Raw genomic sequence first — 24,781 nt, forward strand, 5'->3', positions numbered from 1 at the left:
TTTCAGTCGCCTTCGGCCGCATCCACCGGCAAACACACCCACGGCTCGTACATGACCAGCGCATCGACGACCAAGCCCGGCTGAAAACAGACCTCGCCGCGCGTGATGATGTTGTCGGGCACCTCGGCGAGATACGTTCCCGAGTCGGACAGCTGGCCAATGCGGACACGGTAGTTGGCCGCATTGCCGACTTTGCCGGGCCGGTAACGCACCAGCGGCGTGGCGCCTTCGGGGACGGGCAGGTCGAAACGCAGCGCAATGGCGAACTCGTCGTCCTCGTCGACCAGGCTGCCGCGCGGCCGCGGCAACTGGGCGATGCGGCGCGCATGGGTGGACTCCAGCGCTTTCAGGTGGCGCGCATAATCGTCCAGCACCAGGTCGAGGTCGAAGCGGGCGAGCTGGAAGGCCGTCTGCCACAACACGTAGCCCTCCAGGTCGCGCGGAAAATCCTCGCGTGCCAGGGTGCGCAGCAGCGTTGCCGGCGCCGCCGCGCCGTAGCGTCGCACCAGGCGGTCGACCAGGATCGTGCCCAGCGGATACTTGAGGTTTTCGTCGACCGCGCCGATGAAGGCGATCTGGTCGGTCAGCTGGCGCGGCGTGACCAGCCGGCGTGCCGAGACGATGGCCGCCGCCAGTTCCTGCTCCTGGGTTACCCCGGTCTGCGTGTCGAGTTTGTTTTCGACCCACGCCGCCAGCCCCTCGTTCAATACCATCATCCCTTCCAGCTGGCGGCCACGGGCGCCGCCGGCCAGGCGCATGGCGAACACGTGCGCCGTTTCGTGCGCCAGGGTGGACCTTGCGTCCCTGGCGCCCCCGGCGTTCACGCGCATGCGGATGCGGTCGAGATAGGCTGTGCCGGCGTGGTTCTCGATGGTGCCGGACAGGTCGACGTCGATCGGCGCCCCGCCGTCGATGCCGAGCAGGGCGGCGACTGCTTCGAAGGTACGGTCGGCCTCGTCGATCAGGGGGCGCACGCGCGCGCTGCTCATGGCCGGGTAGCTGAAGCTGTAGTGCCCCGTCGTGGCATGCGCGCCCGCGATCGGTGCGAACTCGAGGGCGTCGGCGCGATCGTTGGCGGCGCCGTCATTTCCATCCCGGCCTGCCTTGCTGCGCTCGATCAGCAGCGCGATCCCGGCCAGTGCCGCCGCCACCATCAGTGCGATGCCGATCCGGGCGAACCAGCGCCGCAGCGCGCCGCTACGCTGTACCCGCGCGCGCACCTTGCCGGCGCTGCAGAACAGGGCGAAGGCCAGTGAACCGAACAGCAGGGCCGCGCCCAGCTGGGTCCAGATGGTCGCCATCGGCAGTTGCCAGGCGGTCCCGGTGAAGCGCAGGGTCAGCAGGTCGGACGTGTCCAGGACTGCCGCCGATGGCGCCGTGTACTGCAGCAGCCGGACCCCGATCGCGCACAGTACCAGTACCAGCCAGGCCACATGACGCAGGAAGCCCAGCAGCATCCCGGCCGTCAGCGCCACCGTCGTGGCCAGGCAGCACAGGCCGAACATCGTCAGCAGCAAGGATGGCCGCAAGTCCTGGTCGAGCGAGCCGCGCGTGGCGGCGTGCAGCGCCGCGTGCAGCAGCAGGACGCCGGCGGGGAAGATCAGCAGCACCAGCAGCGCCGCCTGGATTTTCGCCGCGAAGATGGTGCTGCGCCTTAGCGGCAGGCCATCGAGAAAATCCAGGGTGCCGTCGTCGATTTCGCGTACCAGCAGGTTGACGCCGAGGGCGAAGCCGAGAACGATCTGCAGGTTCGCCAGCTCGTCGGCCAGGGTCTGCATGCGCTCGGGGAAAGCGCGCGTACCGAAGGGGACCACGAAGGCGTCGACGACGTCCATCAACAATAGCGCGAGCACGACGAACACGAAGGGGCGCAGGCTGCGCAACTCCTTGCGAAACAGGGGGCTGTTCATTTGACCTCCCAGCGGCGCGCCGCCAGCCTGACGCTGCAGCCGAGCAGCGGTTCGCGCCGCTCCACCGCGGTGAACAGGCGCGTGCCGCGTGCGAACGACGCCGGCAGCACACCGGCGCGCGTGCTGTCGACCCGGGCCAGCGACTCGGGCCGGATTTCGCCATCCCACGGCCCCAGGGCGAGGTACAGGACCGAGAACGGCGCCACCTCGCCGGCCGCCGGCCCCAATCGGTAATGCACTTCGAATGCCTTGCCCGCCATGCGCTGCGCACTGAAGTACACCTGCGGGATGGCGATGCGGTCGAGCGTGTCCGCCAGGCGCGCCTGTTCGGCGCCGAACACCTGTGTGAACTGCTGCGTCAATATGCCTTGGTCCGGCGCACCGTGTCGAGCCAGCAGCGTGGCGAAGCCGGGTGCGAGCAGCGAAGCGCGCGCGTCGCCGGGCGGGCGCTCGGCCAGCACGGAGCGCGCCAGCGCCTGGAAGCGGGGTTCGCCCATGTGCTGCGCCAGCGACCCGACCATGCGCCATGCCAGCGCGTCGGCCAGGCAGGGGCCGAGCTCCTCGCGCACGCCCAGCCACGCGTTGAGTGCGCGCCGGGCGCCATCCGGCCGGGCCTGCAACAGGCGCGCCGCAAAGGCCGCCCGCAGCGCCAGCTTCTCCTGCTGCTGCGGCAGATCGCGCGCGACCAGCCATTGCGCGGTGCCGTCCAGCAGCCAGCGCCGCTCTTCCTCGGCGGCGCGTTCGCGCGAATGCCACTGCATCCACGACGCCAGTGCATAGGCCCGGAAGCCGGCGCTGTCGAACGCGCTGTCGGTGAAGGCCGCGCGCACCACCACGCCATCGGCGTTCGGCAACACGGCGCGCTGGAAGGCGTCGCCATCGAGGGCGTCGTCGGGCAAGGCCGTCAACGCAGGGGGATTGCGCAGGCCGAGGAAGGCCTGCATGCGCGCCAGGTCGGATGCCAGCGCATCGGCCAGCTGCTGCGCCCCATCCGCCGATCCGGCAAGGCCGACCGCAACGGCCGGCCCTCGCGCGCTGCGCACTGCATGCGCCAGTTCGAAGGGCGGCTTTGGTTTGCGCGTTTCGATCACGGTAAACGCCATGAGCAGCGCCAGGAAGCCGATGGTAACGGCGGATTTTTCGCGCGGACGCATCCGGCGCGACAGGGCCACCACCAGCGAGCCCTCGGCGGCCAGGGCCAGCACGAGCGTCGCCGCCACCAGAGCGGCGCCGATGGCGCAGGTGACCAGCACCGCCGGCAAGGGCAGCGTCTGCCGTTCGTAGACCATCGATTCCTGCACCAGGTAAAACGGCGCCCAGTTCTCGATGGCCAGCTGGCCGGTCGCGTTGGCCGTCACCGTGCACACGAACAGCAGGCCCCAGATGACGTACCGGTAGCGGCCGGTCAATCCGACCGCAAAGGCGAGGGCGTAGGCGAAAAAAACGAAACTCGCGCTGCGGATGGCCACCATGGCGACGTAGTGCGGCGTCAGCACGACCTGGCCGCGCGCAACGAGCAGGGTCGCGCTCAAACAGGCTGCCATGGACAGCAACAGCAGCGCGCCTCCCAGCAGCCATTTGACCGCAAGCACCTGGGTCCGGCTGACCGGCAAGGTCTCCAGGAACAGCTGGGTACGCCCCATGTATTCGCGCACGACCAGGCGGCTGGCCAGCACCAGCGCCAGCAAGGGCGCCATCAGCACGACGATTTTCTGGTAGGCCACCATCGGACTGCCCATCATCCCCGCGGCGCGCAGCGCCCCGGCCTGGGCCAGCGCCAGCAACAGCAGCATGGCCAGCAGCACCCAGCGGTGTTCGCGCCATTCCTTGTAGAGCAGGGCGCGCATCAGGCGGGCACGCTGTCGGTACGGGCAAAGGCCAGGAAAATGTCTTCCAGCGAGAGGGTCTCGACGACGGTGCCGGGCGGCCAGCCGGCCTGGTTCCACAGCGCGGGTTCGGCCTGCCAGATATCGCCGCGCAGTTGCGTAAAGCCTTCGCCGGGCGGCTGGGCGGTATCGCCGACAACCCTGCGCACCCGCGTGCGCAGGGCGCCGACTTCCCCCTCGAAGCGGCAAGTGCCGGCCTGGACGATGCCGACGCGCTGCGCCAGCTGCTCGACTTCCCCCACCAGGTGCGACGAAAACATCACCGTCGTGCCCTGTTCGCGCTGCAGCGCCTGCAGCTGGTCGTTGAACTCGCGCCGCGCCACCGGGTCGAGCCCAGCGGTCGGTTCGTCCAGCAGCAGCAGTTCGGGCCGCGGCGCCAGCGCCAGCGCCAGGCCCAGCTTGGTGCGCGTGCCGCCCGACATCTCCGACGCGCGCCGGTCGCGCGGCACGTCGAGCATGCGCAGCAGGCGCCCGAATTCAGGCCCGTCCCAGGTCGGATAAAAACTGCCGACAAAGGCGCCCAGCTGGTCGGCCGTCATCCAGGGATAGAAATTCGGCTCCTGGCAGACATAGCCGATACGCTGCTTGAGGCCGGCCGGCATGCGTTTGACGGAACGGCCGAGCACGGTGATGGTGCCGCTGTCCGGACGTAGCAAGCCCATCAGCAGTTTCAGGGTAGTGGTCTTGCCGGCGCCATTCCGGCCGAGGAAGCCGAACATTTCTCCCTGCCGCACGGTGAGATTCAAGCCGTCGAGGGCTTGCACCTTGCCGTAACGGTGGGTGACGGATGCAAGCTCGACAGCGTTCATGTTGTGGATTGGAAAGTGAAATTGATTTTATTATAGTAGCGTTAATTGGTAATTTTGCAATCTTTTGTTTTGATTTCGATGTCTAATAGTGACAGCGGTAACAAGCGACGGTTTCAGGCAGATTCCAGCCGGTCGTAACATTCTGCGGATTTCTCTGCGCGTTAAACTGCTATGCTGGCACGACAGTCCGGTCCGGCCAGGAGCCGTTGGAAGCAGTCAATCCAAACGGCGCAAGACGACGATAACGAAGGCCCGTTTCGGAAAACATCTACTGCGAGGTATAGGTACGCTCATGATCTCAGTCGGGTTTTTTGGATGCAAGAAAGAGCAGATCGTTACCTGCGGTTTTGAGGAGGCGTGCGACAGATTCCCATTTACTGGCATGACATTCCCAAACGCTAATGGGTTAAGTTCGTTGAGTGAAGTACTTACCGGAAGCAAAACGTTTGCGACCAAGCCAGTGTCTTTGTCGATCGAACCGTTTTTTGAACTCAGTGACCATTTGCAGGCTGCAGTTCGGCAGGCTTCGGCAGAGGACTTAATGGATGCTGGGGCACAATGGGCGCAACTCATGCCGTGGAAGGCACTCGACACAAACCCAATGGATCTAGCTGGCTTCCTGCTTTCTCTACGATCGCTGGTACATGGGCCAGAACGAGAAGGGAACTCGATCTTCCTATTAGTCGAGTCGGGTAGATTGCCTTCATCCTGACTGTCGTTCGGCTCTGCTTTGGGTCGGTCGGTAGAAGCCGTACTATGAGCGACGGCAATCGGCCATGAGCGGATGTCTGGCCATTACTTTGATAATCAACAAGGACGAAATGGAGACCGACGAAATAGCGGAGTTCCTTAACGAGACGAGTGTTATTCCTGCTAGGTTGGCGCCATCTGAGCGGGATGTAATAGTTCAATTACTCGAAGAGCGACTGAACGTCAACGTTGAGGCGTCGATGCCATGGAACACTGCAGATGCACCAGCCGGCATACAAAACGTACGTGGTTGGGAACTCATACCGGAGTTTGTAGGTGACTTACCGTGCTTGGTGTTCTCACCCCTAGCCACCGCAGTGTGGAGATTTGCAGACGGCCAAGAACTGCTGAAATTTTTGCGCGAAACACCACATTTTGAGTTTTACGTTTGCGATACTCAGGCGACCTACCTAATTTGTTTTAACCATCACGACTTCATCCTCGCGTGGGGTAGTTGTACTACTTGGGTGCAGCAATTGAATAATAGCTGAGCCCAATAGCCGCCTTCAGCCATTGGCAAAAAAACCTAGTTGTGGACATCGAAAAACTGCTATGTTGACAACGTTAATTAAATGGAGGTGTTGATGCGATTAATTAATCTGGTGGCCGTTGCTCTACTTTCACTACTTGGCACGGGTCCTGCGCTGGCCCAGAAGACGATCCTGCTCGGTGCAATCGATAAGCTGGAGTTCGTCAAGGAGGGCACGGAGCATTGCCCGGTAACCTGTCCGAATCTCGAAACAACGGAGAACGGCGTGACGCGAATTTGCTTGTCGCGCCATGGAGATTGCCAGTTGGTGAATCTGCGGGTAATCGAGACACTGGCGGGCGCCGACCTCGGTGCGACTGTCGTAGGCAAATCGAAATTGGGTGAATTCAATCGGCCGACGATACCGATGGAAACGCGGCTGGTGGTCGCTGAAATCGACAAGCAGGGATTTGCCAGCTATATCGGTGCCACTTATTCCGGCGACGAGGTCCTGTTGCTACCGAAGTCCTGGGCCAAGGTCGATGGGATCGATTTGCTGCCAATGAAAAATGAGCAGGGCGTCGTACCACTGGAACTGCTGCGCCAGCGCTTGCGCGATAAACACTAATACTGCGTTTCCTCGAGCCGACTGGCCAGCTGAGGTATTTCTCTCGCTGGCCAGTTCTCTTATCTGTTGAAGATAAGCCGAACAGTGTCGCCGGGCATTCCTAACCCGCCAATCCCAATTCCGTCGTCACCTGTTGCCGCAACAGGTATTTCTGGATTTTCCCCGTCACCGTCATTGGAAAGCCCGCAACGAAACGGATATGGCGCGGAATCTTGTAGTGCGCGATCTGCCCTTTGCAAAAGTCGCGGATCTCGTCTTCGCTCGCTTCCATGCCAGGCCGCAGGACGATGCAGGCGCACAGTTCTTCTCCGTATTTCGCATCCGGCACGCCAACGCATTGCACGTCGAGAATTTTCGGGTGGCGGTACAGGAATTCCTCGATCTCGCGCGGATAGATGTTTTCGCCGCCGCGGATCACCATGTCCTTGGCGCGGCCGACGATCGTCGCAAAACCCTGCTCGTCGATCACGGCCAGGTCGCCGGTGTGCATCCAGCGCGCGGCGTCGATCGTTTCGCGCGTCTTCTCTTCGTCGCCCCAGTAGCCAAGCATCACCGAATAGCCGCGCGTGAGCAGTTCGCCCTTCACGCCGCGCGGGACGATCTTGCCGTCGGCGTCGACGATTTTCACTTCCAGGTGCGGATGCACGCGGCCGATGGTGGCCACGCGCAGCGGCACCGGATCGTCGACCGAACTCTGGAAACTGACCGGCGAGGTTTCCGTCATGCCGTAGGCGATTGTGATTTCGCCCAGGTGCATCTTCTCGATCACGCGGCTCATGACTTCGGCCGGGCAGGGCGAGCCGGCCATGATGCCGGTGCGTAGCGTCGACAAATCGTAGTTGGCGAAATCCGGATGGTCGAGCAGGGTGATGAACATGGTCGGCACGCCGTGCAGGCCGGTGCAGCGCTCCATCTGCACGGTCTCCAGCACCGCTTTCGGCTCGAAGCTCTCGCCGGGGAAGACCATCGTGGCGCCATGCGTGACGCAGGCCAGGTTCCCCAGCACCATGCCGAAGCAGTGGTACAGCGGCACCGGGATGCAGAGCCGGTCGCGGCTGGAGAGGCGCATCGCTTCGCCGACGAAAAAGCCGTTGTTGAGGATATTGTGGTGGGTGAGCGTGGCGCCTTTCGGCGCGCCGGTGGTGCCCGAGGTGAACTGGATATTCACCGGCTCGTCGAATTGCAGCGTCGCTTCGAGTTCGGCCAGTTGCGCCAGGCGCGGGTCGCCTTCGGGCACCAGCACGTCGTCGAAATTGTGCATGCCCGGCGTTTTATCGGCACCCAGGCGGATCACGTGGCGCAGCTGCGGCAAACCCGCCGATTGCAATTTGCCGGCGGCGCTGTGCGCAATTTCCGGCACCACGTCCTGCAGGATCGCGAGGTAATCGCTCGATTTGAAAGCAGGGGCGAGGATCAGGGCGGCGCAACCGACCTTGTCCAGCACGTATTCGAGTTCCGAGCGGCGGTAGGCCGGATTGATGTTGACCATCACCAGGCCGGCGCGCGCGGTGGCAAATTGCACCAGCACCCATTCGGCGCAGTTCTGCGACCAGATGCCGATGCGGTCGCCCGGCTGCAATCCCAGCGCCAGCAATCCGGCCGCCAGCCGGCTGACGCGCGCATCGAATTCGGTATAGGTCCAGCGCACGTTCTGGTGCGGCACGACCAGCGCCTCGTTGTCGCCGTATTCACGGGCGATGTTGGCCAGGAAGTGGCCGATGGTCTCGCCGATGAGGGGGACGTCGTGGGCGCCATGTACATAGCTCAGGCTCTGCTGCATCTGTGTCTCCATGTCGTTGTTATGATCAGGTACCTATTTATACTAAATCCTCGCTGCCCATGCAGTCCAACAGGAATACACGCCGATGATCACCCTCTACCATTGCATGAGCGCCCGTTCGTTCCGCCCTTTGTGGATGCTGGAAGAACTGGGCCCGCCCTACGAATTAAAGATGCTGCCGTTTCCGCCGCGCGCATTCGACAAGCAGTATCTGGCGGTGAATCCGCTGGGGACGGTGCCGGCGCTGTTCGATGGCGCGGTGCGGATGACGGAATCGGCGGCGATGTGCCAGTACCTGGCGGTGCGCGCGGGCTCCGCGATGAATGTCGAGCCTGGGGAACAGGATTACGCGGCCTACCTGAACTTCCTGCATTTCGGCGAGGCGACGCTGACCTTCCCGCAGACGCTGGTGCTGCGCTACACCCATTTCGAATCGCCCGAGCGGCGCGCGCCGCAGGTGGCCGAGGATTATGCGAAGTGGTTTCTGGCGCGTCTGCGTACGCTCGAGCCGCGTCTCGGCGAACACGACTTCCTGGCCGCCGGCCGGTTTACGGCAGCCGATGTCTCGGTTGGCTATGCGCTGTTGCTGGCGCAGCACCTGGGGTTGAGCGAACGGTTTACGCCGGAGGTAGCGCGCTATTGGGAGCGACTGCGCACGCGCGATGGTTTCGGGCGCGCGATGGCGGCGCAGGAGCGTGCCGCTATCGCGCAGGGGATTTCGACGGTGGCGGCGCCGGACATGCGGCCTGCGGGCTGATGCCGTAAGGTGGGCCGGGCCACGAATGGCTCCGCCACGGCCGTTCCCTTGCATACCGTGACGCTTGCCCGTGTGTTTCGACATGCGGGCGTGGTACCGCGTGGACGGAGTCCACCCTACGGACCGTGGGATTCGTTGGTCAACGATTCTTTGAACACTTGTGCCTTGTGTGCCGCAACGCTTGTCCGTGCGTTTCGATATGCGGGCGTGGTACCGCGTGGACGGAGCGGTTCGCCGCCCGGTCCACCCTACGGACTCATTTCGAGAACGATGCGTGGACCCGTAAGGTGGGCGGCTCCACCTCTTCAATTTGCGAACCAGCGATGTTCACGCCGCCCACGCGTTCAACCAGCGGGTGATTCGTCGCGAAGTTTCAGAGTGTGGTGAACGCGTGGACGGCATTCAGGCAGTGAGTAGACACATGTTCGGGTATAGCCGCCCACCTTACGGGTCTGCATCCTGCTGTCGGCAACATAAATACAATAGGTACAGGTGCTTATTCTTCGCTGCGGCCCGCGGTCTCGCGATTGTGCATGTAATGATGCGCGAGCGGAAACGGCGGCAGCCAGGATTCGCGCCGGACGGTCCAGTTCTCGTAGCTTGGCGTGAACTGGTTCGGAGCGTCCAATGATCCCAGGTGGATTTCGATTTCGTCCTCGCTGCGCCCGAACACGGGCGAGCCGCAGCGCGGGCAGAAATGGCGCCCGGCGTAGGCGCGCGTCTCTCCACTGATCGTCACCGCGTCTTGCGGGAAAATCGCGGCTGCGTAGAACAGCGCGCCGTGGTGCTTGCGGCAGTCGAGGCAGTGGCACAGGCCGACCCGGTACGGGCGTCCCGTCGCCACGAAGCGGATATCGCCGCAGAGGCAGCCGCCGCTGTATTGGTCCATGTCCGGTTTCCTTGTCCTCAGTTCGCCGCAACCGTTTTCAGGCGCGATACGCCGGCCGCGATCCAGACTACCGCGCCCAGGATCGACAGCGGCGTCAGGAACAGCAGCGGCACCGCCAGCTGCGGATGCCGCGCGGCGACCAGGGCGCATGCCAGGTTCACGGCGACCGGCAGCAGCAGGCGCCGTGCCGCATGGCGGTTGATACACGCTACCGGTCCCGCGGCGCCGTCATCGATGAAATTCAACAGGGGCCGATCGCCTGCGGCGTAGAGCAGGACGAGGATTGCGAATAACAGCACTGCGATCACCATAAAAATGTGCGCCATGTTTCTACCCGCCCGGTCAGATCGATAGAAATAGTTGTCGGTCATGCTGCCTTGATTGGCACCACCGGCCGCTTGCGCTTGACCATCGAGGCTTCATTCTCCGCCAGCGAAGCGCCCCAGAAACGGCGCAGGGTGAGGGCGCTGTCGGTTGTACGCTTGCTGAAGATGAATTCGACGATTTCGTGCAACCAGACCCGGCGCCCCATGCGGGTATACCAGCGCATGCCATGCCGGACATGACGGTCTTTGCCGAATACTACCCGCATGAGCGCCTTGGGCCGCATCTGCATGACGACCTCGATCGACTTGACCCACAGGAGAATGCGCCAGGGCGGCACCCGCGCCGTCGCCAGCACCTGGTGCTTGTAATCCCATTTCGCCGAATTCGTTTCGATGACTTTACGCTCGTGCACGGTTTCGAAATACGGGGTCCAGCGGTGCGGCGTCACGTACAGCATCTGGATCTGGTCCGGATCGTAACGCAGCAAGTGTTTGAGCGAACGCCAGTAATCGGCATCGGTTTCTTCTTCAAAACCGACGACGTAGGTCGCCATCGAAATGATGCCATGCTGGCGCATCAATTGAATGGCTTGCTGATCCTCGCTCGTGCTGCCGCCTTTCCTGATCGTCCTGAGCATGGCTTCGTCATAGCTCTCGATTCCCAATAAAAAGCGCACGACGCCAGCCTGTTTGTACAGGTGCAGAATGTCGGCGTCGCGCACGATGTCGCCGGTACGGGTCGAGCCGACCAGTGTCAGGTTCACGTCTTCGGCGATCAAGGCTTCGAGGAAAGCTTTCCATGCCTTGCGCGATCCGGTGGGCAGTTCGTCGGCAAAATTGATCAGTTCCACGCCATGCTCACGATGCAGGCGCGCCAGTTCCTTGGCAAATTTGACCGGGTCGCGATGGCGCCACTGGGTCCAGAAACCGCGCTGGCCGCAATAACTGCACAGGTAAGGGCAGCCGCGCGAAAACTGGACGACGACGGCACGCATGCCGCCCCAATACGAATAGCGGCTGTGGTCGATCAATTCCCAGCCGACCCGGTAATCGTCGAGGTTGCGGATCATCTCGGCCGGCGCCGTATCGCGCGGGGCGCCGTTCACACGCAAGGCGATGCCGTCGACGCCTGTCATGTCATCGCCCCGTGCCCATGCCTGCACCAGTTCCGTGGCCGTGCGTTCGCCTTCGCCGCGCACGATGTAATCGATGTACGGATGGGCGCGCAGCACGTCTTCCCAGTGGTAGGTAGGATACACGCCGCCATACACGACTGTCAGGCCGGGCCTGGCGGCTTTCAGGGCCGCTGCGATACGCATGATGGTGTCGTGGGCTGACGTGGAGCCGGAATGGCCCAGCATCACCAGGTCGGGTATTTTCGCCAGGGCTTGTTCGATGATGCGGTCAAAAGGCATGGGGCCGAATTCGGCATCGAGCAATTCGACGTCGAAACCGGCATCGATCAGCGGACCGCCGACACTGAGCAGCCCGAGCGGCGGCAGTTGTTCGCGCGGAATGCGGCTGCCGATGGCGGTATGGGGCGGATTAATGAGCAGGATCTTTTTTGCGAGACTGTGCATCGGGACTCGGGCAGCCTTTTCTGTGTAAGAGCCTATCCCAGTAGACCGGGGGAAGTTGCAAGCGATGCATGGCAAGCGCGGGCAAGGCGCGAGGAGGACGCATGGTGGGCCATGCAACCGACGAGCAACGCAGCACCCGCTTGTCAGGCGCGCTTGCAGCGACTCCGGGCTACTGGGATAGGCTCTGATTGTTAATCCGGTTGCCCTGTATCCGGCAGCGTCGCCGCGCCCGCGACCAGCGCCTGGCTGTAGGCCGCGAAATCGTCGAGTCCGCGCTTGATGATCGTGACCAGGGCCGGCAGCGGCGCGGCCTGGTAATCCCATTCGGCGCGGCAGAATTCGCCGGTGCGTTTCAGGTCTTCGGCCAGGGTGGCGTCGATCCAGCCGTTGTCGGCCAAAATGCTGATGACCTCGCGCTCGTTGAACGGCTCGCCCAGGTCGGCCATGGCGATCACATAATCTCCCATCTCGACCGCCGCTTCCCAGGCGCGGATCACGTTCAGCGTGGCCGCGTCCTGGCGCGTGAGGTCGCCCACGAAGGTGGTCGGATCCTTTTCGTACTCTTCGCGGGCGCGGCGGCAGCAGCGTTCGATGATGCCGGTCTTGCCGACCAATACGGTGTCGTCCATGCTCACTCCTCAGATAAGAAACAGTAGTGCGGCGACGATCGTCGGGCCCAGTGCGCCGGCCAGCAGGCCGAGGGCGCCGATCGACTCGTCGTTGAAGCCGCGCCGCAGCAGGGCGGCGCCGGCGGGGTTCGGGGCATTCGCGATCACGGTCAGGCCGCCGCCGGCCACCGCGCCGGCCACCAGCATGTATTTGGCGTGTTCGGACAAGCCGGCGATCAGCGAACCGAGATAGGTCAGTGCCGCATTGTCGGTGATTGCGGTCAGGCCGAGCGCACCGAAGAACAGGGCGGTCGGCGCCAGGCTGGACACGATCGGCTGCAGCCACCATTGCTGCATCCCGCCCAGCACGACGAGGCCGGCCAGGAAAAATCCGACCAGCAGCCCTTCCTTCAGGATCAGGGGATCCTGGTGGCGTCCATAGGCCTGGGTAAAGCCCAGGAACAGCAGGAACAGGCCGAGGAACAGCACCGGATGGTGCGCCAGCAGCACCACCGCGGCCAGGAAGGCCAGGTGGATGAGGGAGACTTTCAGCGGTACCGGGACGACAGCCTCTGTCGTTGCCGGCGCCAGGTGTTTTTGCAGCAGCACGGTCACGACGCTGGCGTTGATCAGCACGGCCACGGCCGCGCGCCAGCCGAAGTGGGTCAGCATGTAGGCGCTGTCCCAGCCCCAGGTGCCGGCCACCATCAGCACCGGCGGTGCGGCGTAGGCCGTCAAGGTGCCGCCGATCGACACGTTCACGAACAGCACGCCGAGCGCGCCGTATTTCAGCGGCTCCGGAATGCCGGGCCGGAACACCTGCGGCGCCAGCATCAGCGCGGCCAGCGTCATCGCCGCCGGTTCGGTGATCAGCGAGCCGGCGAGCGGCACCAGCGCCAATCCCAGCCAGGCCAGCGCGACTTCGGACCGCAGCGGCGCCAGCCGCGCGATCGTGCCCAGCAGGGCGCGCACGGCGTACAGGATCGGCCTGGAGGCGGCGATCACCATGACCACGAACACGAACAGCGGTTCGGTGTAATGGCGCGATTCGGCATAGTCGATGGCGGCGCTTGGCCCGCTGACCAGGGCCATGGCCACCACCAGGATGAAGGCCCAGAAGCCGAACACGACCTCGACTTCGCCGAGCAGGTGGAACAGGCCTTCGTGGCGCGGATGGCGATCGGCCAGGATCTCGAAACCCTTGGCGGCGAAAGTGTGGATGAGGGCGCAGGCGAAGAGGATGGCGCCGACCAGCTGGATCGTGGTCATGGGCGGCGTCCTGAATGTAAGGGGAGAGCGGTCATTGCTAGAAGAATAATGAATGAACGATCATTATTCCATCTTTTGATGCAGGCCGGATGGTTCGTCAGGCGCGTCCGCTTGAAGGGTCGCGGCTTTGCGCGAACACAAGCACAACGTTAAATACCGTGTTTTCAAACTATACACATCTTGCCAAAAGCTGAACGAACGAGTACTGTACATCCATCCAGTACTTTTGCATTACCCTTAATCATGTCTTGTTCACAACACACTGCCGCGCCGGAAGATTTACACCCTTCGCTGTGGCGTGCCTCGCAGCTGGCGCATGCGCATACGCGCTGTGTCGACACCGGTCACCCGGCCCTGTCGAAGCAGTTGCCGGGCGGCGGCTGGCCCACCGGCACCCTGATCGATCTGCTGCTGCAGCAGCCCGGCATCGGCGAAATGCGCCTGTTGCGCCCGGCGCTGGCGGCAGCCGCCGCGCGCCGCATCGTCCTGCTGCAGCCGCCCCATCCGCCGCAGGCGCTGGCCCTGGCCGCGCTCGGCGTGCCGCCCTCGCAGCTGATCTGGCTGCGCGCGAACCGGGGGGCCGACGCGCTGTGGGCGGCCGAGCAGGTGCTGCGCAGCGGCAGTTGCGGGGCGTTGCTGTTCTGGGCCAACCATGCGCGCGGTGAAAGCCTGCGCCGCCTGCACCTGGCAGCCCAGTGTGGCGAAACCCTGTTCTTCATGATGCGTCCGCTGGCCAGCGCCCAGGATGCTTCGCCGGCGCCGCTGCGCCTGTCGCTGCGGCCCGCCGCCGGCGGACTCGACATCAGCTTCGTCAAACGCCGGGGACCGCAGCGCGATGCGCCGCTGTTCCTGCCCCTCACTCCTCCCTCCCTCCAACGCCATGCGACTGTGGATCGGCCTGTATTTGCCCCGGCTGCCGCTCGAGGTCTTCGCCCCGAACTGGTCAACTGACGCCGGCATCGTCGTCCTCGAGGCGGAGCGCGTGCTGGCAGCCTCGCCGCTGGCGCAAGCCGCCGGCGTCCAGCCCGGCATGCGCCGCGGCGGCGTGCTGATGCTCATGCCCGAGGCGCGCATCGTCGAGCGTTCGCCCGAGCGCGAGGCCGAGGCCCTGCACGCGGTGGCGCTGGCGCTGCTGCAGTACACGCCGCAAGTGGCGCAGGCCGAGGAATCGACCTTGTTGATCGATATCGGCGCCAGCTTGCGCCTGTTCGGCGGCATCCGCGCCCTGTGCCGGCGCGTGCGCGCCAGCCTGCGCGCGCTCGGCTTCTCGGGTTACCTCAGCTGCGCGCCCACCGCGCGCGGCACCTGGATGCTGGCGCGCCGCCGCGCCGGCCGCGTCCTGCGCATCGAATCGCTCGCGCGCCGCCTCGACCGCCTGCCGAGCACGCTGCCGCCGCCGGCCCGCGCCTTCGCCGGCTGGTTCGAAGGCATCGGCTGCTTCGACATCGGCGCCATGCGCCGCCTGCCGCGCCCCGGCCTGCAACGCCGCTGCGGCCGCGCGCTGCTCGACGTCCTCGACGCCGCCTACGGCATGGCGCCCGAACTGTTCGAGTGGATCGAGGCGCCCACGGTCTTTCACGCCAAGATCGAACTGTTCGACCGCATCGAAAACGCCGAAGAATGCCTGCAAGGCGCCCAGCGCCTGGTACAGCAACTGACCGGCTGGCTGTGTGCGCACCAGCTCGCCGTCGAGCGCATCACGCTGCTGCTCGAACACGAACGGGGCAGGGTGGCGCGCCCGCCCACCGGGGTCGAGATCGCGCTGGGCGAACCGACCTGGCGCGACGAACACCTGGTGCGCCTGCTGCGCGAGCGCCTGGCGAAAACCGTACTCGACGCCCCCGTCATCGGCCTCGCCCTCGACGCCGCGCAACTGCAGCCGATGGCGCCACCGAGCGAGTCGCTGTTTCCCGAACCCGGCGGCAGCGAGGAAGACCGCGTACGCATGCTCGAACTCCTGGTGGCGCGCCTTGGGCCGGACAACGTTTTACAGGCGCTGCCCCAGGCCGACTACCGGCCCGAAGTCGCGAATACCTGGGTGCCGGTGCAGCAAAAGGTACGCGAATCGGTGCGTTTGTCGCAGCTCCCGGCCGACGTGCATAGCCTGCCGCGCCCGACCTGGATACTGGCCAAGCCGATTGCTTTATTGATGCGCGAGCACCGGCCTTTTTATGGCTCGCCTTTGAAGATGGCGTCGACGCCGGAGCGGATCGAAGCGGGATGGTGGACCGAACCGCAGACGCGCGATTATTTTATTGCGGAGGGGCAGGATCACACCTTGTACTGGGTGTACCGGGAGCGCATCGTGGGGGCGGGCGAGGATGCGGATCCGCGGTGGTATTTGCATGGGTTGTTTGGATGAGCGCAATAGAATGTATGCATTCACACGACAGGGGATTCAGGTATGCAAGCCGAGTTCTGGGGCATTCTTCATGATGGCGGGATTGCAAACATCGCAGGGACCGTACCAGGGACGATATCGATCGATATCTCGATTGGCTATTTGCGGCAACAATTCCCGGACAAGGGAACAGGGTTCAAGGTGGTTTTGACGGACTGTACGCGATTTGAATTTGCGGAATACGACCGTGAACTGCTCCATGATGTTGAATCGATCGTTGAGCGCGATCCGGAAATACTGAACCTGGAACATGGCGGCGATCCAGTTGTCGTGAACTGTACGATGGGAACGTTGACGCTGTTGTATGCCACAGCTTCCGTATATCTCGACTCAGGCACACCAGTCTCATTCGAGGAACTGTCTGCTGCGAGCTCTGCTTATTGGGAAGCGTGGAAGGCGCGTACCCGGCGGCAGGAATGATACTTTTTGCCGTTGTAAGACGACGTGTCTAGAGACATAGGTGATACATCCCGCCAGCCGGCATCAGGCGCGCTCCCTTGCACACCCGCCCGATCCGGTGCAGAGTAGCGCCTTCTTCAAACAGGACACCTCATGCTCACCGAACGCGTCGAATTCCAGGGGCCGCACGGCAAACTGGCGGCCAAGCTGGATCTGCCCGACGGCCCCCCGCGTGCCTATGGTGTCTTCGCCCACTGTTTTACTTGCAGCAAGGATGTGTTGGCGGCGAACCGCATTTCGCACGGGCTGGCTGCGCATGGCATCGGCATGCTGCGCTTCGATTTCGCCGGACTGGGCAGCAGCGCGGGCGACTTTGGCGACACCAACTTTTCGTCGAACGTGGAAGACCTGATGGCCGCTGCCGGTTTCCTGCGCGACAAATTCGCGGCGCCGCGTTTGCTGATCGGGCACAGCATGGGCGGGACGGCCGTGCTGGCGGCGGCGCACCGGATTCCGGAATCGACTGCCGTGGTAACGATCGCTTCGCCGAGCGATCCGCATTATGTGGTGGATGCCTTGTTGTCGGAGCACCTGGACACGATCGCCCAGCTCGGCGAGGCGCGCGTCAAACTGGCAGGGCGCGACTTCAATATCCGCCAGCAGTTCGTCGAGGATGCGACGCAGCACCAGCTGGCCGAGCGAATCGCCCAGCTGGGCCGTGCCTTATTGGTGATGCACGCACCAGGCGACGATACGGTGGAGATCGCGAATGGGCTGCGGATTTTCGAGCTGGCCGCTTATCCGAAGAGCTTTGTGTCGCTCGACGGGATCGATCATCTGGTGACGGGGAGGGACGATGCGGCGCAGGTGGCGGCGATGATTGCGGCGTGGAGTAGTCGGTATTTGTAGGACGGGCCGGGCTGCGCAGAACCCCAAACCACACGGATGGCGGCACGGGGAACACGGTCAACATGACACGAATGTCCGCGTGGGCACGGGGGCGCCCACCCTACAACAGCGAACGTTGGCATGATGCCAACGGCGCCATCAACGTTCCTTACTCGTCGAACTCTTCCGCCAGGTTCTTCCACCCGCGGCTCTTGGCAAACGGCGCGAATTCCTCGGGCGCTTCGAGCACGATCAGCTTGCGCTCCTGCAGTCCCGGGTCGCTGAGGCCGAAATCCGGCCCCTTGTAGCCGAGCGCGCGCAGGCGGTCGATGATGGCTTTCACGAGGACCTTGTCCTGGTGCAGGCCTGGATCGACCGGTGCGGCGAAGTCGACGTACACGTCGATGATCCCGTAGCCCTCGTCGAAAATGCGGATTGCCTTGACGTCGTGGGAACGGCCGGTGCTGTCGTTGGCCTTGAACGGGCCGGACAGTTCAATGTCGGTATCGGTAGTCATGGAATGCAGCATACCAAAATACGGGAAGCCTGGAGAAACCGCAGCCGGAAAGAAACAAGGGGCGCCGAACCAGGCCCGGCGCCCCCATCATCCAGCACGCTGCACATCCAGCCTTACTTGAGCGCCTTGTAGATCGCTTCCAGCCGATCCGGCGTACCGCCGATGCGCTCCAGGCGCGGGTAGCGCAAGCCGCCGTGGTAATCCAGCGAGATCGTGCGCAGGGTGTTGCCCTTCTTGACCAGCAGCTCGATCGGCGCCTTGCTGTCCTTGGCCGCCGCCTTGACGGCCGCTTTCAGCACCTCCGGCTTGAACACCTTGTTGTTCACCGCGACGATCGTCGTGTTGCCCGCCAGGCCGGCACGGAAGCCGACGCCATCCCACTGGACGTTGCTCACGCCGCCGTCGGCGCGCACGGCGAAGCCAAGCGAATAGCTGAAGTCGGTCGACTTGCTGCGCTCTTCCGCCGCTTTCAGGTAGTCGGTCGGGGTGTCGGTGTAGACCAGCTTCCAGCCGGCGCGCGTCAAGCCGTCGAGCGGGGCGCCGGGGCCGTGGCCGTCGAGGCGCGAACGCAGGAAGGGCGCCCAGTCGAATTTCTGCACCTTGTTCAAGGTCGCGACCACGTCGTCGAAGGTGTAGAACGCCGGCTGGTAGCTGCCGTTGTTGATGCCATAGAAGGCGCGCGCGAAATTGTCGAGCGAGCGCTTGTCGCCGGACAGTTCGCGGATCTTGGTGTCGACGTCGAGCCAGATCAGCGCGCCTTCCGAATAATAATCCTCGCCGCGCTGCCAGTTGCTCCAGCCGAGGGCGCGGCGGGCGATGATGATCGGGTCGTTGACCGTGTCCTGCATCGCGCGCCAGGCGCGGCCACCGACGTTGTCGTAGCGGGCGGCCGTGGCGGCCAGCGCATCGCGCGCGCCGGCTTGCGAGACCAGGCCGGAACGCGCACCGAGGATGCCGCCCCAGTACTGGGTCTGGCCCTCGTACACCCACAGCAGTTCGTTCTGCAGCGGGGTGTTGAAGTTGGGGACGTCCTGGCCGGCGGGACGGCGGAACTTGCCGTTCCACGAGTGGGTGTACTCGTGCGGCAGCAGGTCGCGGCCGGCTTCCGAGCGCGCCCAGTCGGTGAAGTAGCCCGGCTTGACGCCGTTCTCGCTCGACTGGTGGTGTTCGCGGCCGATGCCGCCGAAGTCGTCCGACAGCGCCAGCAGGAAGTCGTAGTGGTCGTAGTGGTGCGAACCGAACAGTTTCAGCGACTGCTGCACCATCGCGCGGTGCGCGGCGATCTGCTCGGGTTTCGCTTCCAGGCTCTCGGCGTTGTCGGCCACGACGTTCAGCGAGACGCGCACCTTGGCGCCCGGATCGAGGTCGAATTTTTTAAAATGGCGGCCCGCGAACAGCGGCGAGTCGATCAGCGTTTCGAGGTCATGCGCCTTGAATTTTACTTCGTCGCCCTGACGTTCTGCCGTCTCGAGCGCGGTGCCGTACTGCCAGCCGGCGGGGAGCGTCAACGACGGCTGCACCGTGATGCGGCGTGCGACGTAACCGGCCGGATACAGCGTCACCGATGGCCATTGCAGGCCGAGGATATCCTCGGTCATGACGATGCGGCCTTGTGCTGGATCGAGCGGCGACAGGAACTGGTATTCCGCTTCCAGCGTCGTCACGCCTTCGGGCACGGTAACGTGGAAGGCGAAGACTTCGACCTGGTCGCGCGTCCATTCCACCGGCTTGCCGTTGGCGGTGAACTTCAGGCCGGCCAGCTGCGTCAGCGGGCCGCTCGGACCGTGGTTCGCCGGCAGCCATTGCGGGTACAGGAAAGTCATCGGGCCAGGCTTGACCGGCACCGTCATGCGCATGCGGAAGATCTGCTGCGTCAGGTTGGTGGCATCGACTTTCAGGACGATGGTGCCGGGGTAGGGCTGGTCGACCGGGGCGGGGACGGCGGCTTGCGCGGGGAAGGCCAGCGCGAGGGCGAGGGCGATGCTGGATGCCGTCTTGGCGGCGAAGGAGAACGTGGCGTGTGCGGTCATCTCGTAGGCAATGTGGGGTAAATCTGGGTAACTGAGCCGGACGAGTGTAGCACGCAGCCCTCCCTCAATAAGTTGCAGAATAGTACGAAACATGGATGCAAATAAAATTTGCAAAATACCTTAAAAATCCGTATTTTGTATGTCTTGAAAAGGGCGAGGGATGGCATTAGATTGGTTCCAACGGATGCTCACGATGAGGTCCGTCAACTTATCGCTTAACTTTTACAAGGATATTTATCATGCGTACTTTTGACCTCGCTCCCCTGTACCGTTCCGCCATCGGCTTCGACCGCCTGGCCAGCCTGCTCGAGCAACGCGCCGAATCGCAGCCGAGCTACCCACCGTACAACGTCGAGCTGCTCGCCGAAGACAAATACCGCATCGTGATGGCCCTGGCCGGTTTCTCGCGCGATGAAGTGGAAATCGTCTCCGAGCGCGACACCCTGCACGTGACCGGTCGCAAGCAGAAGGACGACACCCAGCGTACCTTCCTGCACCGCGGCATCGCCGCCCGCGACTTCGAACAGCGCTTCCAGCTGGCGAACCACGTGAAGGTGACCACCGCTTCGTTCGACAACGGCATGCTGACCATCGACCTGGTGCGCGAAGTCCCTGAAGCACTCAAGCCGCGCAAGATCCAGATTGGTGACGCCGCCGGCACCATCGACAATGTTCAGGCAATTGAACAGCGTCAGGCTGCCTAAGGTAGAACGCGTGGCATAAGCAGTATAGGCAGTAAGGAAAAGGGTGCCCGCGGTATGGGGTGCCCTTTTTTGCGCTTGGCGGCGGACAGATTTGTCCGGGGGGTGCGTTTCGATTGTTCGGCGTGTGAACGCGGGCATGCCCGCCCTACGTTACGCAAGGGTCAGCGTGAACGCGGCGGGCATGCGCGCCGTACGTACACCGCCGCCAATGGCGTAAAAATGTATTGTTGGCCGCCGCGAAACGTAGGGCGGGCATGCCCGCGCGGAACGATGCACAGACGCGGCACCGAACGCAACGCGCGGTGGTGCGTAGGGCGGGCATGCCCGCGTAGAAACCGCCGCACAGACGCGGCACCAAACGCAACGCGCCGTCCGCAAGCACGGCTGAGTTTAAGCATGTTCTAAGACAGATCAGCGACACTAAATACCATCGATACACCGTTATCGTCCAACCTTAATCCAGGAGCACGTCCATGCAAAACGAAGGTGCAGTTACCGCCATCACCGCAAAACGTCTCACGCTGGCGCTCTGCGCGGCGGGCGTTATCGGCGGCGCGGTCGGAGCGATTACAGTCAACCATAACAATGCCGTCGCCCAGGGTGCACCGGCTGCCTTGGCGCCTGCGCCGGCACCGGTCACTGCGCCGCCAGTGGCTGCGGGCGCCCCCGCCGCCACCGTGACGCTGCCCGACTTCACCCGCATCGCCGCCCAGAACGGCAAGGCGGTCGTCAACATCCGCGTCGTCGGCAGCACCAAGACCAGCGCGCGCGGCGGCCCGCAAATGGATCCGAACGATCCGTTCTATGAATTCTTCCGTCGCTTCCAGGGCCCGCAATACCGCGGCGGCCCGCAACGCGACCAGCCCGTTTACGGCGCCGGATCGGGCTTCATCGTAAGCCCGGACGGCGTCATCCTGACAAACGCCCACGTGGTGCAGGGCGCCGACGAAGTCACGGTCAAGCTGGCCGACCGGCGCGAATTCCGCGCCAAGGTGCTCGGCTCCGATCCGAAGACCGACGTCGCCGTGCTCAAGATCGACGCCAAGAACCTGCCGGTCGCGCCGCTCGGCAATTCGCGCAACTTGCAGGTCGGCGAGTGGGTGCTGGCGATCGGTTCGCCCTTCGGCCTCGAGTCGACCGTGACTGCGGGCGTGGTCAGCGCCACCGGCCGCAACCTGCCGAGCGACACCAACGTGCCCTTCATCCAGACCGACGTCGCGATCAACCCCGGCAACTCGGGCGGTCCGCTGTTCAACACGCGCGGCGAAGTGGTCGGCATCAACTCGCAGATCTACAGCCAGACTGGTGGCTACATGGGCATGTCGTTCGCGATCCCGATGGACGTCGCGGTGCGTATCAAGGACCAGATCGTCGCCACCGGCAAGGTGCAGCACGCCAAGCTTGGCGTGGCGATCCAGGACGTGAACCAGGGCTTTGCCGATTCGTTCAACCTGGCTTCGCCCGAAGGTGCGCTGGTCGCCAACGTCGAACGCGGCAGCGCCGCCGAACGCGCCGGCCTGAAAGCGGGCGACGTGGTGCGCAGCCTGAACGGCAACCAGATCATCGGCTCGGGCGACCTGCCGGGCATGCTGGCGGTGTCCAAGCCGGGCGACAAGGTGGTGCTCGACGTCTGGCGCGACGGTAAGATCGTGCGCCTGAACGCGACCCTGGCCAACGCCAGCGACAAGGCCGAGCCGGCCGAGCGCGAACAGCTGGCCGACCTCGACAAGGGCGCCAAGCTGGGCCTGGCCCTGCGTCCGCTCGAACCGATCGAGCAGCGCCAGAGCGGCATCTCCTCGGGCCTGGTGATCGAGGATGCAGGTGGCCCGGCGATCGCCGCCGGCGTGCTGCCGGGCGACGTGCTGCTGTCGGTGAACGGCAAGCCGGTGTCGAGCGTCGCCCAGGTACGCGAGATGGTCAGTAAATCCGCCAAGTCGGTGGCCTTGCTGATCCAGCGCGGGAATGACAGAATCTTCATTCCGGTGCGGATTGGCTGACATGGCCACTCCGGCAGCCGGATCACACGACAAAAGGTAATGCGATGCGGCTGCTGTTAGTTGAAGACGATACGATGATCGGCGAAGTAGTGCTCGACCTGCTCAGGGCCGAGCACTACGCGGTCGATTGGGTCAAGGACGGCGAGATGGCCGACACGGCCCTGGTGCAGAACCAGAACTACGACCTGGTGCTGCTCGACCTGGGCTTGCCGCGCAAGGACGGCCTCGACGTGCTGCGCGCCATGCGCACCCGCAAGGACCGCACTCCGGTGCTGGTGGCCACCGCGCGCGATTCGGTCGCCCAGCGCATCGCCGGGCTCGATGCCGGCGCCGACGACTACGTTCTGAAGCCTTACGACCTCGACGAGCTGCTGGCGCGCATCCGTGCGCTGCTGCGGCGTGCCGCCGGGCGCGCCGAACCCATCTTCGAATACAAGAACATCTCGATCAACCCCGCCACCCGCGAAACCCTGGTCGACGGCGAGCCGGTCTCGTTGTCGGCGCGCGAATGGGCCGTATTGGAAGCGCTGGTTGCCCGGCCGGGCGCCGTGCTGTCGCGTGCCCAGCTCGAGGAAAAGCTCTACAGCTGGCGCGACGAAGTCTCCAGCAATGCCGTCGAGGTGTACATCCACGGCCTGCGCAAGAAGCTGGGGAGCGACCTGATCCAGAACGTGCGCGGCGTCGGCTACATGGTTCCCAAAGCATGAAGGTGACGCACTCGCTGCGCGGGCGCCTGTTATGGTTCCTGCTGGCGGCCATTACCCTGGCGGCGCTGGCGCAAGCCTCGATCGCCTACCGCACGGCGCTCGACGACGCCGACCAGATCTTCGACTACCACATGCAGCAGATGGCGCTGTCGCTGCGTTCGAGCACGCCCCTGTCGAACACCGAAGCGAACGAGCGCGTCGAATCGGCGCCCGGCAACGACGACCTGGTGGTGCAGATGTGGTCCCCGGACGGCGTGCAGGTCTTCCACAGCGTCTCGCGCGCGCGCCTGCCGCAGCGCGCGGTGCTCGGCTTTTCCAATCTCAAGGCGAACGGCACCACCTACCGCGTCTTCTCGATCCAGACCAACAACCAGACCGTGCAGGTCGCGCAAGACCTGGCCGTACGCCGCAACATGGCCGGCAACCTGGCGCTGCGCACGCTCGGGCCGATCGCGGTCATGATGCCGATCCTGATGGTGGTCGTGTGGTGGGTGGTGAGCGGCTCGCTGGAACCGGTGGCGCGCGTGCGCTCGCAGGTGGCGCGGCGCCAGGCCGACGATCTGTCGCCGGTGTCCGAAGCCGGCCTGCCCGACGAAGTACGGCCGCTGGTGCACGAACTGAACCTGCTGTTCGGGCGCGTGCGCACCGCCTTCGACGCCCAGCAGAATTTCGTCGCCGACGCCGCCCATGAACTGCGCACGCCGCTGGCCGCGCTGCGCCTGCAGGCGCAAAGCCTGGACCGCGCCGCCGATCCCGACGCGAGAAAAGTCGCCGTCGGCCGCCTCACTGCCGGCATCGACCGCGCCACGCGCCTGGTCGAGCAGCTCTTGGTGCTGGCGCGCCAGGAAGCCTCGGCCGCGAATGGCGTCGCCACCCGTCCGGTCGACCTGGCCGAACTGGCGCGCCGCACCGTGGGCGACCTGGTCGGCCTGGCGCAGGCGAAAGAGGTCGACCTCGGCCTGCAGCACGCCGATGCCGCCAGCGTCGAAGGCCAGCTCGACGCGCTGCACATCCTGCTGCGCAACCTGGTCGAGAACGCTGTCAAGTACACGCCGCACGGCGGCACCGTCGACATCGCCGTGCGCGCAGACAAGGACAGTGCCGAAGTCATCGTCGAAGACAGCGGCCCGGGCATCCCGCCGGAGGAGCGCGAGCGCGTGTTCGACCGCTTCTACCGCGTGGCCGGCAGCGACGCCGCCGGCAGCGGCCTGGGGCTGGCCATCATCAAGGCGATTGCCGAGCGCCATGGGGCGAGCCTGAAGCTGGGCGAGTCCGCGCGGCTGGGTGGCCTGATGGCGACGGTGCGGTTTCCGTTGGCGAAAACTTGATGTAGGGTGGGCCCCGAGCCCACGCGGACTGATGCGCCACGTTGGCTTTTTTCGGATACGCCAGTTCTGCTCACCATTTCGCGTGGGCACAGGGTGAAGTGACCCCACAAAGTTGGACAGTTGCGCTTATGCTGCTGCCAATTGCTGAG

General features: G+C 64.3%; 22 protein-coding genes. 11 read left to right on the top strand and 11 right to left on the bottom strand.

The window, feature by feature from the left end:
• Window positions 1-2: 2 nt before the first annotated feature.
• The 3 genes from IFT60_RS09415 to IFT60_RS09425 are packed head-to-tail and all read right to left on the bottom strand — an operon-like array spanning window position 3 to window position 4,605.
• The gene (locus IFT60_RS09415) at window positions 3-1,910 is read right to left on the bottom strand and encodes an ABC transporter permease (RefSeq protein ID WP_192051690.1); all 1,908 of its coding nucleotides are present in this window, start codon (window positions 1,908-1,910) and stop codon (window positions 3-5) included.
• Window positions 1,907-3,757 carry an ABC transporter permease subunit gene (locus IFT60_RS09420; protein ID WP_192051691.1) on the bottom strand — a complete coding sequence of 617 codons (1,851 nt, stop codon included), beginning with the start codon at window positions 3,755-3,757 and terminating at the stop codon, window positions 1,907-1,909. The genes IFT60_RS09415 and IFT60_RS09420 overlap by 4 nt, the downstream gene beginning before the upstream one ends.
• The gene (locus IFT60_RS09425) at window positions 3,757-4,605 is read right to left on the bottom strand and encodes an ABC transporter ATP-binding protein (RefSeq protein ID WP_192051692.1); all 849 of its coding nucleotides are present in this window, start codon (window positions 4,603-4,605) and stop codon (window positions 3,757-3,759) included. The genes IFT60_RS09420 and IFT60_RS09425 overlap by 1 nt, the downstream gene beginning before the upstream one ends.
• A gap of 776 nt (window positions 4,606-5,381) precedes the next feature.
• Between IFT60_RS09425 and IFT60_RS09430 the strand changes: the two genes are divergently transcribed.
• Together IFT60_RS09430 and IFT60_RS09435 are read left to right on the top strand one after the other, a co-directional pair.
• On the top strand, window positions 5,382-5,846 hold the full coding sequence (locus IFT60_RS09430) for a hypothetical protein (RefSeq protein ID WP_192051693.1): 465 nt from the start codon (window positions 5,382-5,384) through the stop codon (window positions 5,844-5,846).
• Between the two features lie 93 nt (window positions 5,847-5,939).
• Window positions 5,940-6,452, top strand: coding sequence for a hypothetical protein (locus tag IFT60_RS09435; RefSeq protein ID WP_192051694.1), 513 nt, complete (start codon window positions 5,940-5,942; stop codon window positions 6,450-6,452).
• 100 nt (window positions 6,453-6,552) lie between these two features.
• Here the strand turns inward: IFT60_RS09435 and IFT60_RS09440 are convergent, their stop codons facing one another.
• Window positions 6,553-8,232: an AMP-binding protein gene (locus tag IFT60_RS09440; protein WP_192051695.1), complete on the bottom strand. Its 1,680-nt coding sequence runs from the start codon at window positions 8,230-8,232 to the stop codon at window positions 6,553-6,555.
• Between the two features lie 85 nt (window positions 8,233-8,317).
• On the opposite strand from IFT60_RS09440, the gene IFT60_RS09445 reads away from it, so the two are divergent.
• The gene (locus IFT60_RS09445) at window positions 8,318-8,989 is read left to right on the top strand and encodes a glutathione S-transferase family protein (RefSeq protein WP_192051696.1); all 672 of its coding nucleotides are present in this window, start codon (window positions 8,318-8,320) and stop codon (window positions 8,987-8,989) included.
• A 496-nt stretch (window positions 8,990-9,485) separates the two neighbouring features.
• Here the strand turns inward: IFT60_RS09445 and IFT60_RS09450 are convergent, their stop codons facing one another.
• The 5 genes from IFT60_RS09450 to IFT60_RS09470 form a co-directional block, all read right to left on the bottom strand.
• On the bottom strand, window positions 9,486-9,878 hold the full coding sequence (locus tag IFT60_RS09450; protein WP_192051697.1) for a GFA family protein: 393 nt from the start codon (window positions 9,876-9,878) through the stop codon (window positions 9,486-9,488).
• Window positions 9,879-9,895: 17 nt separating this feature from the next.
• Window positions 9,896-10,177 (bottom strand): hypothetical protein, encoded by a 282-nt coding sequence (locus IFT60_RS09455; protein ID WP_192051698.1) that lies wholly within the window; start codon window positions 10,175-10,177, stop codon window positions 9,896-9,898.
• A 68-nt stretch (window positions 10,178-10,245) separates the two neighbouring features.
• Window positions 10,246-11,784, bottom strand: a complete 1,539-nt coding sequence (gene bchE, locus IFT60_RS09460; protein WP_192051699.1) for a magnesium-protoporphyrin IX monomethyl ester anaerobic oxidative cyclase — start codon at window positions 11,782-11,784, stop codon at window positions 10,246-10,248.
• Between the two features lie 191 nt (window positions 11,785-11,975).
• Window positions 11,976-12,413, bottom strand: a complete 438-nt coding sequence (gene hepT, locus IFT60_RS09465; protein WP_192051700.1) for a type VII toxin-antitoxin system HepT family RNase toxin — start codon at window positions 12,411-12,413, stop codon at window positions 11,976-11,978.
• Window positions 12,414-12,422: 9 nt separating this feature from the next.
• Entirely contained in the window at window positions 12,423-13,661 is a 1,239-nt protein-coding gene (locus IFT60_RS09470) for a putative Na+/H+ antiporter (RefSeq protein ID WP_192051701.1), read from the bottom strand.
• A gap of 243 nt (window positions 13,662-13,904) precedes the next feature.
• Here IFT60_RS09470 and imuA point away from each other — a divergent pair, with 243 nt between their 5' ends.
• From imuA to IFT60_RS09490, 4 genes are all read left to right on the top strand, one after another.
• The gene (gene imuA, locus IFT60_RS09475; RefSeq protein WP_192051702.1) at window positions 13,905-14,612 is read left to right on the top strand and encodes a translesion DNA synthesis-associated protein ImuA; all 708 of its coding nucleotides are present in this window, start codon (window positions 13,905-13,907) and stop codon (window positions 14,610-14,612) included.
• Complete coding sequence (locus IFT60_RS09480; RefSeq protein ID WP_192051703.1) at window positions 14,542-16,023, top strand: Y-family DNA polymerase; 1,482 nt, start codon at window positions 14,542-14,544, stop codon at window positions 16,021-16,023. The genes imuA and IFT60_RS09480 overlap by 71 nt, the downstream gene beginning before the upstream one ends.
• Window positions 16,024-16,065: 42 nt before the next feature.
• Window positions 16,066-16,482, top strand: a complete 417-nt coding sequence (locus tag IFT60_RS09485) for a hypothetical protein (RefSeq protein ID WP_192051704.1) — start codon at window positions 16,066-16,068, stop codon at window positions 16,480-16,482.
• 132 nt (window positions 16,483-16,614) lie between these two features.
• Complete coding sequence (locus IFT60_RS09490) at window positions 16,615-17,370, top strand: alpha/beta hydrolase family protein (RefSeq protein WP_192051705.1); 756 nt, start codon at window positions 16,615-16,617, stop codon at window positions 17,368-17,370.
• A 148-nt stretch (window positions 17,371-17,518) separates the two neighbouring features.
• On the opposite strand, the gene IFT60_RS09495 is transcribed toward IFT60_RS09490, so the two are convergent.
• Entirely contained in the window at window positions 17,519-17,866 is a 348-nt protein-coding gene (locus IFT60_RS09495) for a hypothetical protein (protein WP_192051706.1), read from the bottom strand.
• Window positions 17,867-17,979: 113 nt separating this feature from the next.
• Window positions 17,980-19,896 carry a M61 family metallopeptidase gene (locus IFT60_RS09500; protein WP_192051707.1) on the bottom strand — a complete coding sequence of 639 codons (1,917 nt, stop codon included), beginning with the start codon at window positions 19,894-19,896 and terminating at the stop codon, window positions 17,980-17,982.
• A 239-nt stretch (window positions 19,897-20,135) separates the two neighbouring features.
• Here IFT60_RS09500 and IFT60_RS09505 point away from each other — a divergent pair, with 239 nt between their 5' ends.
• The 4 genes from IFT60_RS09505 (at window position 20,136) to IFT60_RS09520 (ending at window position 24,632) form a co-directional block, all read left to right on the top strand.
• Window positions 20,136-20,600 (top strand): Hsp20 family protein, encoded by a 465-nt coding sequence (locus IFT60_RS09505; RefSeq protein WP_192051708.1) that lies wholly within the window; start codon window positions 20,136-20,138, stop codon window positions 20,598-20,600.
• 473 nt (window positions 20,601-21,073) lie between these two features.
• Complete coding sequence (locus tag IFT60_RS09510) at window positions 21,074-22,597, top strand: DegQ family serine endoprotease (RefSeq protein ID WP_192051709.1); 1,524 nt, start codon at window positions 21,074-21,076, stop codon at window positions 22,595-22,597.
• A gap of 44 nt (window positions 22,598-22,641) precedes the next feature.
• Entirely contained in the window at window positions 22,642-23,304 is a 663-nt protein-coding gene (locus IFT60_RS09515) for a response regulator (protein WP_192051710.1), read from the top strand.
• Window positions 23,301-24,632 carry an ATP-binding protein gene (locus IFT60_RS09520; protein WP_192051711.1) on the top strand — a complete coding sequence of 444 codons (1,332 nt, stop codon included), beginning with the start codon at window positions 23,301-23,303 and terminating at the stop codon, window positions 24,630-24,632. The genes IFT60_RS09515 and IFT60_RS09520 overlap by 4 nt, the downstream gene beginning before the upstream one ends.
• The last annotated feature ends 149 nt before the right edge of the window (window positions 24,633-24,781 follow it).

The organism is Massilia sp. CFBP 13721, from assembly GCF_014842025.1.
Taxonomy (GTDB): Bacteria; Pseudomonadota; Gammaproteobacteria; order Burkholderiales; family Burkholderiaceae_D; genus Telluria.

What these genes read in the sequence shown, in the direction of transcription:
- IFT60_RS09415 (WP_192051690.1), bottom strand. Translation starts at nt 1,910, where the DNA reads ATGAACAGCCCCCTGTTTCGCAAGGAGTTGCGCAGCCTGCGCCCCTTC.
- IFT60_RS09420 (WP_192051691.1), bottom strand. Translation starts at nt 3,757, where the DNA reads ATGCGCGCCCTGCTCTACAAGGAATGGCGCGAACACCGCTGGGTGCTG.
- IFT60_RS09425 (WP_192051692.1), bottom strand. Translation starts at nt 4,605, where the DNA reads ATGAACGCTGTCGAGCTTGCATCCGTCACCCACCGTTACGGCAAGGTG.
- IFT60_RS09430 (WP_192051693.1), top strand. Translation starts at nt 5,382, where the DNA reads ATGAGCGGATGTCTGGCCATTACTTTGATAATCAACAAGGACGAAATG.
- IFT60_RS09435 (WP_192051694.1), top strand. Translation starts at nt 5,940, where the DNA reads ATGCGATTAATTAATCTGGTGGCCGTTGCTCTACTTTCACTACTTGGC.
- IFT60_RS09440 (WP_192051695.1), bottom strand. Translation starts at nt 8,232, where the DNA reads ATGCAGCAGAGCCTGAGCTATGTACATGGCGCCCACGACGTCCCCCTC.
- IFT60_RS09445 (WP_192051696.1), top strand. Translation starts at nt 8,318, where the DNA reads ATGATCACCCTCTACCATTGCATGAGCGCCCGTTCGTTCCGCCCTTTG.
- IFT60_RS09450 (WP_192051697.1), bottom strand. Translation starts at nt 9,878, where the DNA reads ATGGACCAATACAGCGGCGGCTGCCTCTGCGGCGATATCCGCTTCGTG.
- bchE (WP_192051699.1), bottom strand. Translation starts at nt 11,784, where the DNA reads ATGCACAGTCTCGCAAAAAAGATCCTGCTCATTAATCCGCCCCATACC.
- hepT (WP_192051700.1), bottom strand. Translation starts at nt 12,413, where the DNA reads ATGGACGACACCGTATTGGTCGGCAAGACCGGCATCATCGAACGCTGC.
- IFT60_RS09470 (WP_192051701.1), bottom strand. Translation starts at nt 13,661, where the DNA reads ATGACCACGATCCAGCTGGTCGGCGCCATCCTCTTCGCCTGCGCCCTC.
- imuA (WP_192051702.1), top strand. Translation starts at nt 13,905, where the DNA reads ATGTCTTGTTCACAACACACTGCCGCGCCGGAAGATTTACACCCTTCG.
- IFT60_RS09480 (WP_192051703.1), top strand. Translation starts at nt 14,542, where the DNA reads ATGCGACTGTGGATCGGCCTGTATTTGCCCCGGCTGCCGCTCGAGGTC.
- IFT60_RS09485 (WP_192051704.1), top strand. Translation starts at nt 16,066, where the DNA reads ATGCAAGCCGAGTTCTGGGGCATTCTTCATGATGGCGGGATTGCAAAC.
- IFT60_RS09490 (WP_192051705.1), top strand. Translation starts at nt 16,615, where the DNA reads ATGCTCACCGAACGCGTCGAATTCCAGGGGCCGCACGGCAAACTGGCG.
- IFT60_RS09495 (WP_192051706.1), bottom strand. Translation starts at nt 17,866, where the DNA reads ATGACTACCGATACCGACATTGAACTGTCCGGCCCGTTCAAGGCCAAC.
- IFT60_RS09500 (WP_192051707.1), bottom strand. Translation starts at nt 19,896, where the DNA reads ATGACCGCACACGCCACGTTCTCCTTCGCCGCCAAGACGGCATCCAGC.
- IFT60_RS09505 (WP_192051708.1), top strand. Translation starts at nt 20,136, where the DNA reads ATGCGTACTTTTGACCTCGCTCCCCTGTACCGTTCCGCCATCGGCTTC.
- IFT60_RS09510 (WP_192051709.1), top strand. Translation starts at nt 21,074, where the DNA reads ATGCAAAACGAAGGTGCAGTTACCGCCATCACCGCAAAACGTCTCACG.
- IFT60_RS09515 (WP_192051710.1), top strand. Translation starts at nt 22,642, where the DNA reads ATGCGGCTGCTGTTAGTTGAAGACGATACGATGATCGGCGAAGTAGTG.
- IFT60_RS09520 (WP_192051711.1), top strand. Translation starts at nt 23,301, where the DNA reads ATGAAGGTGACGCACTCGCTGCGCGGGCGCCTGTTATGGTTCCTGCTG.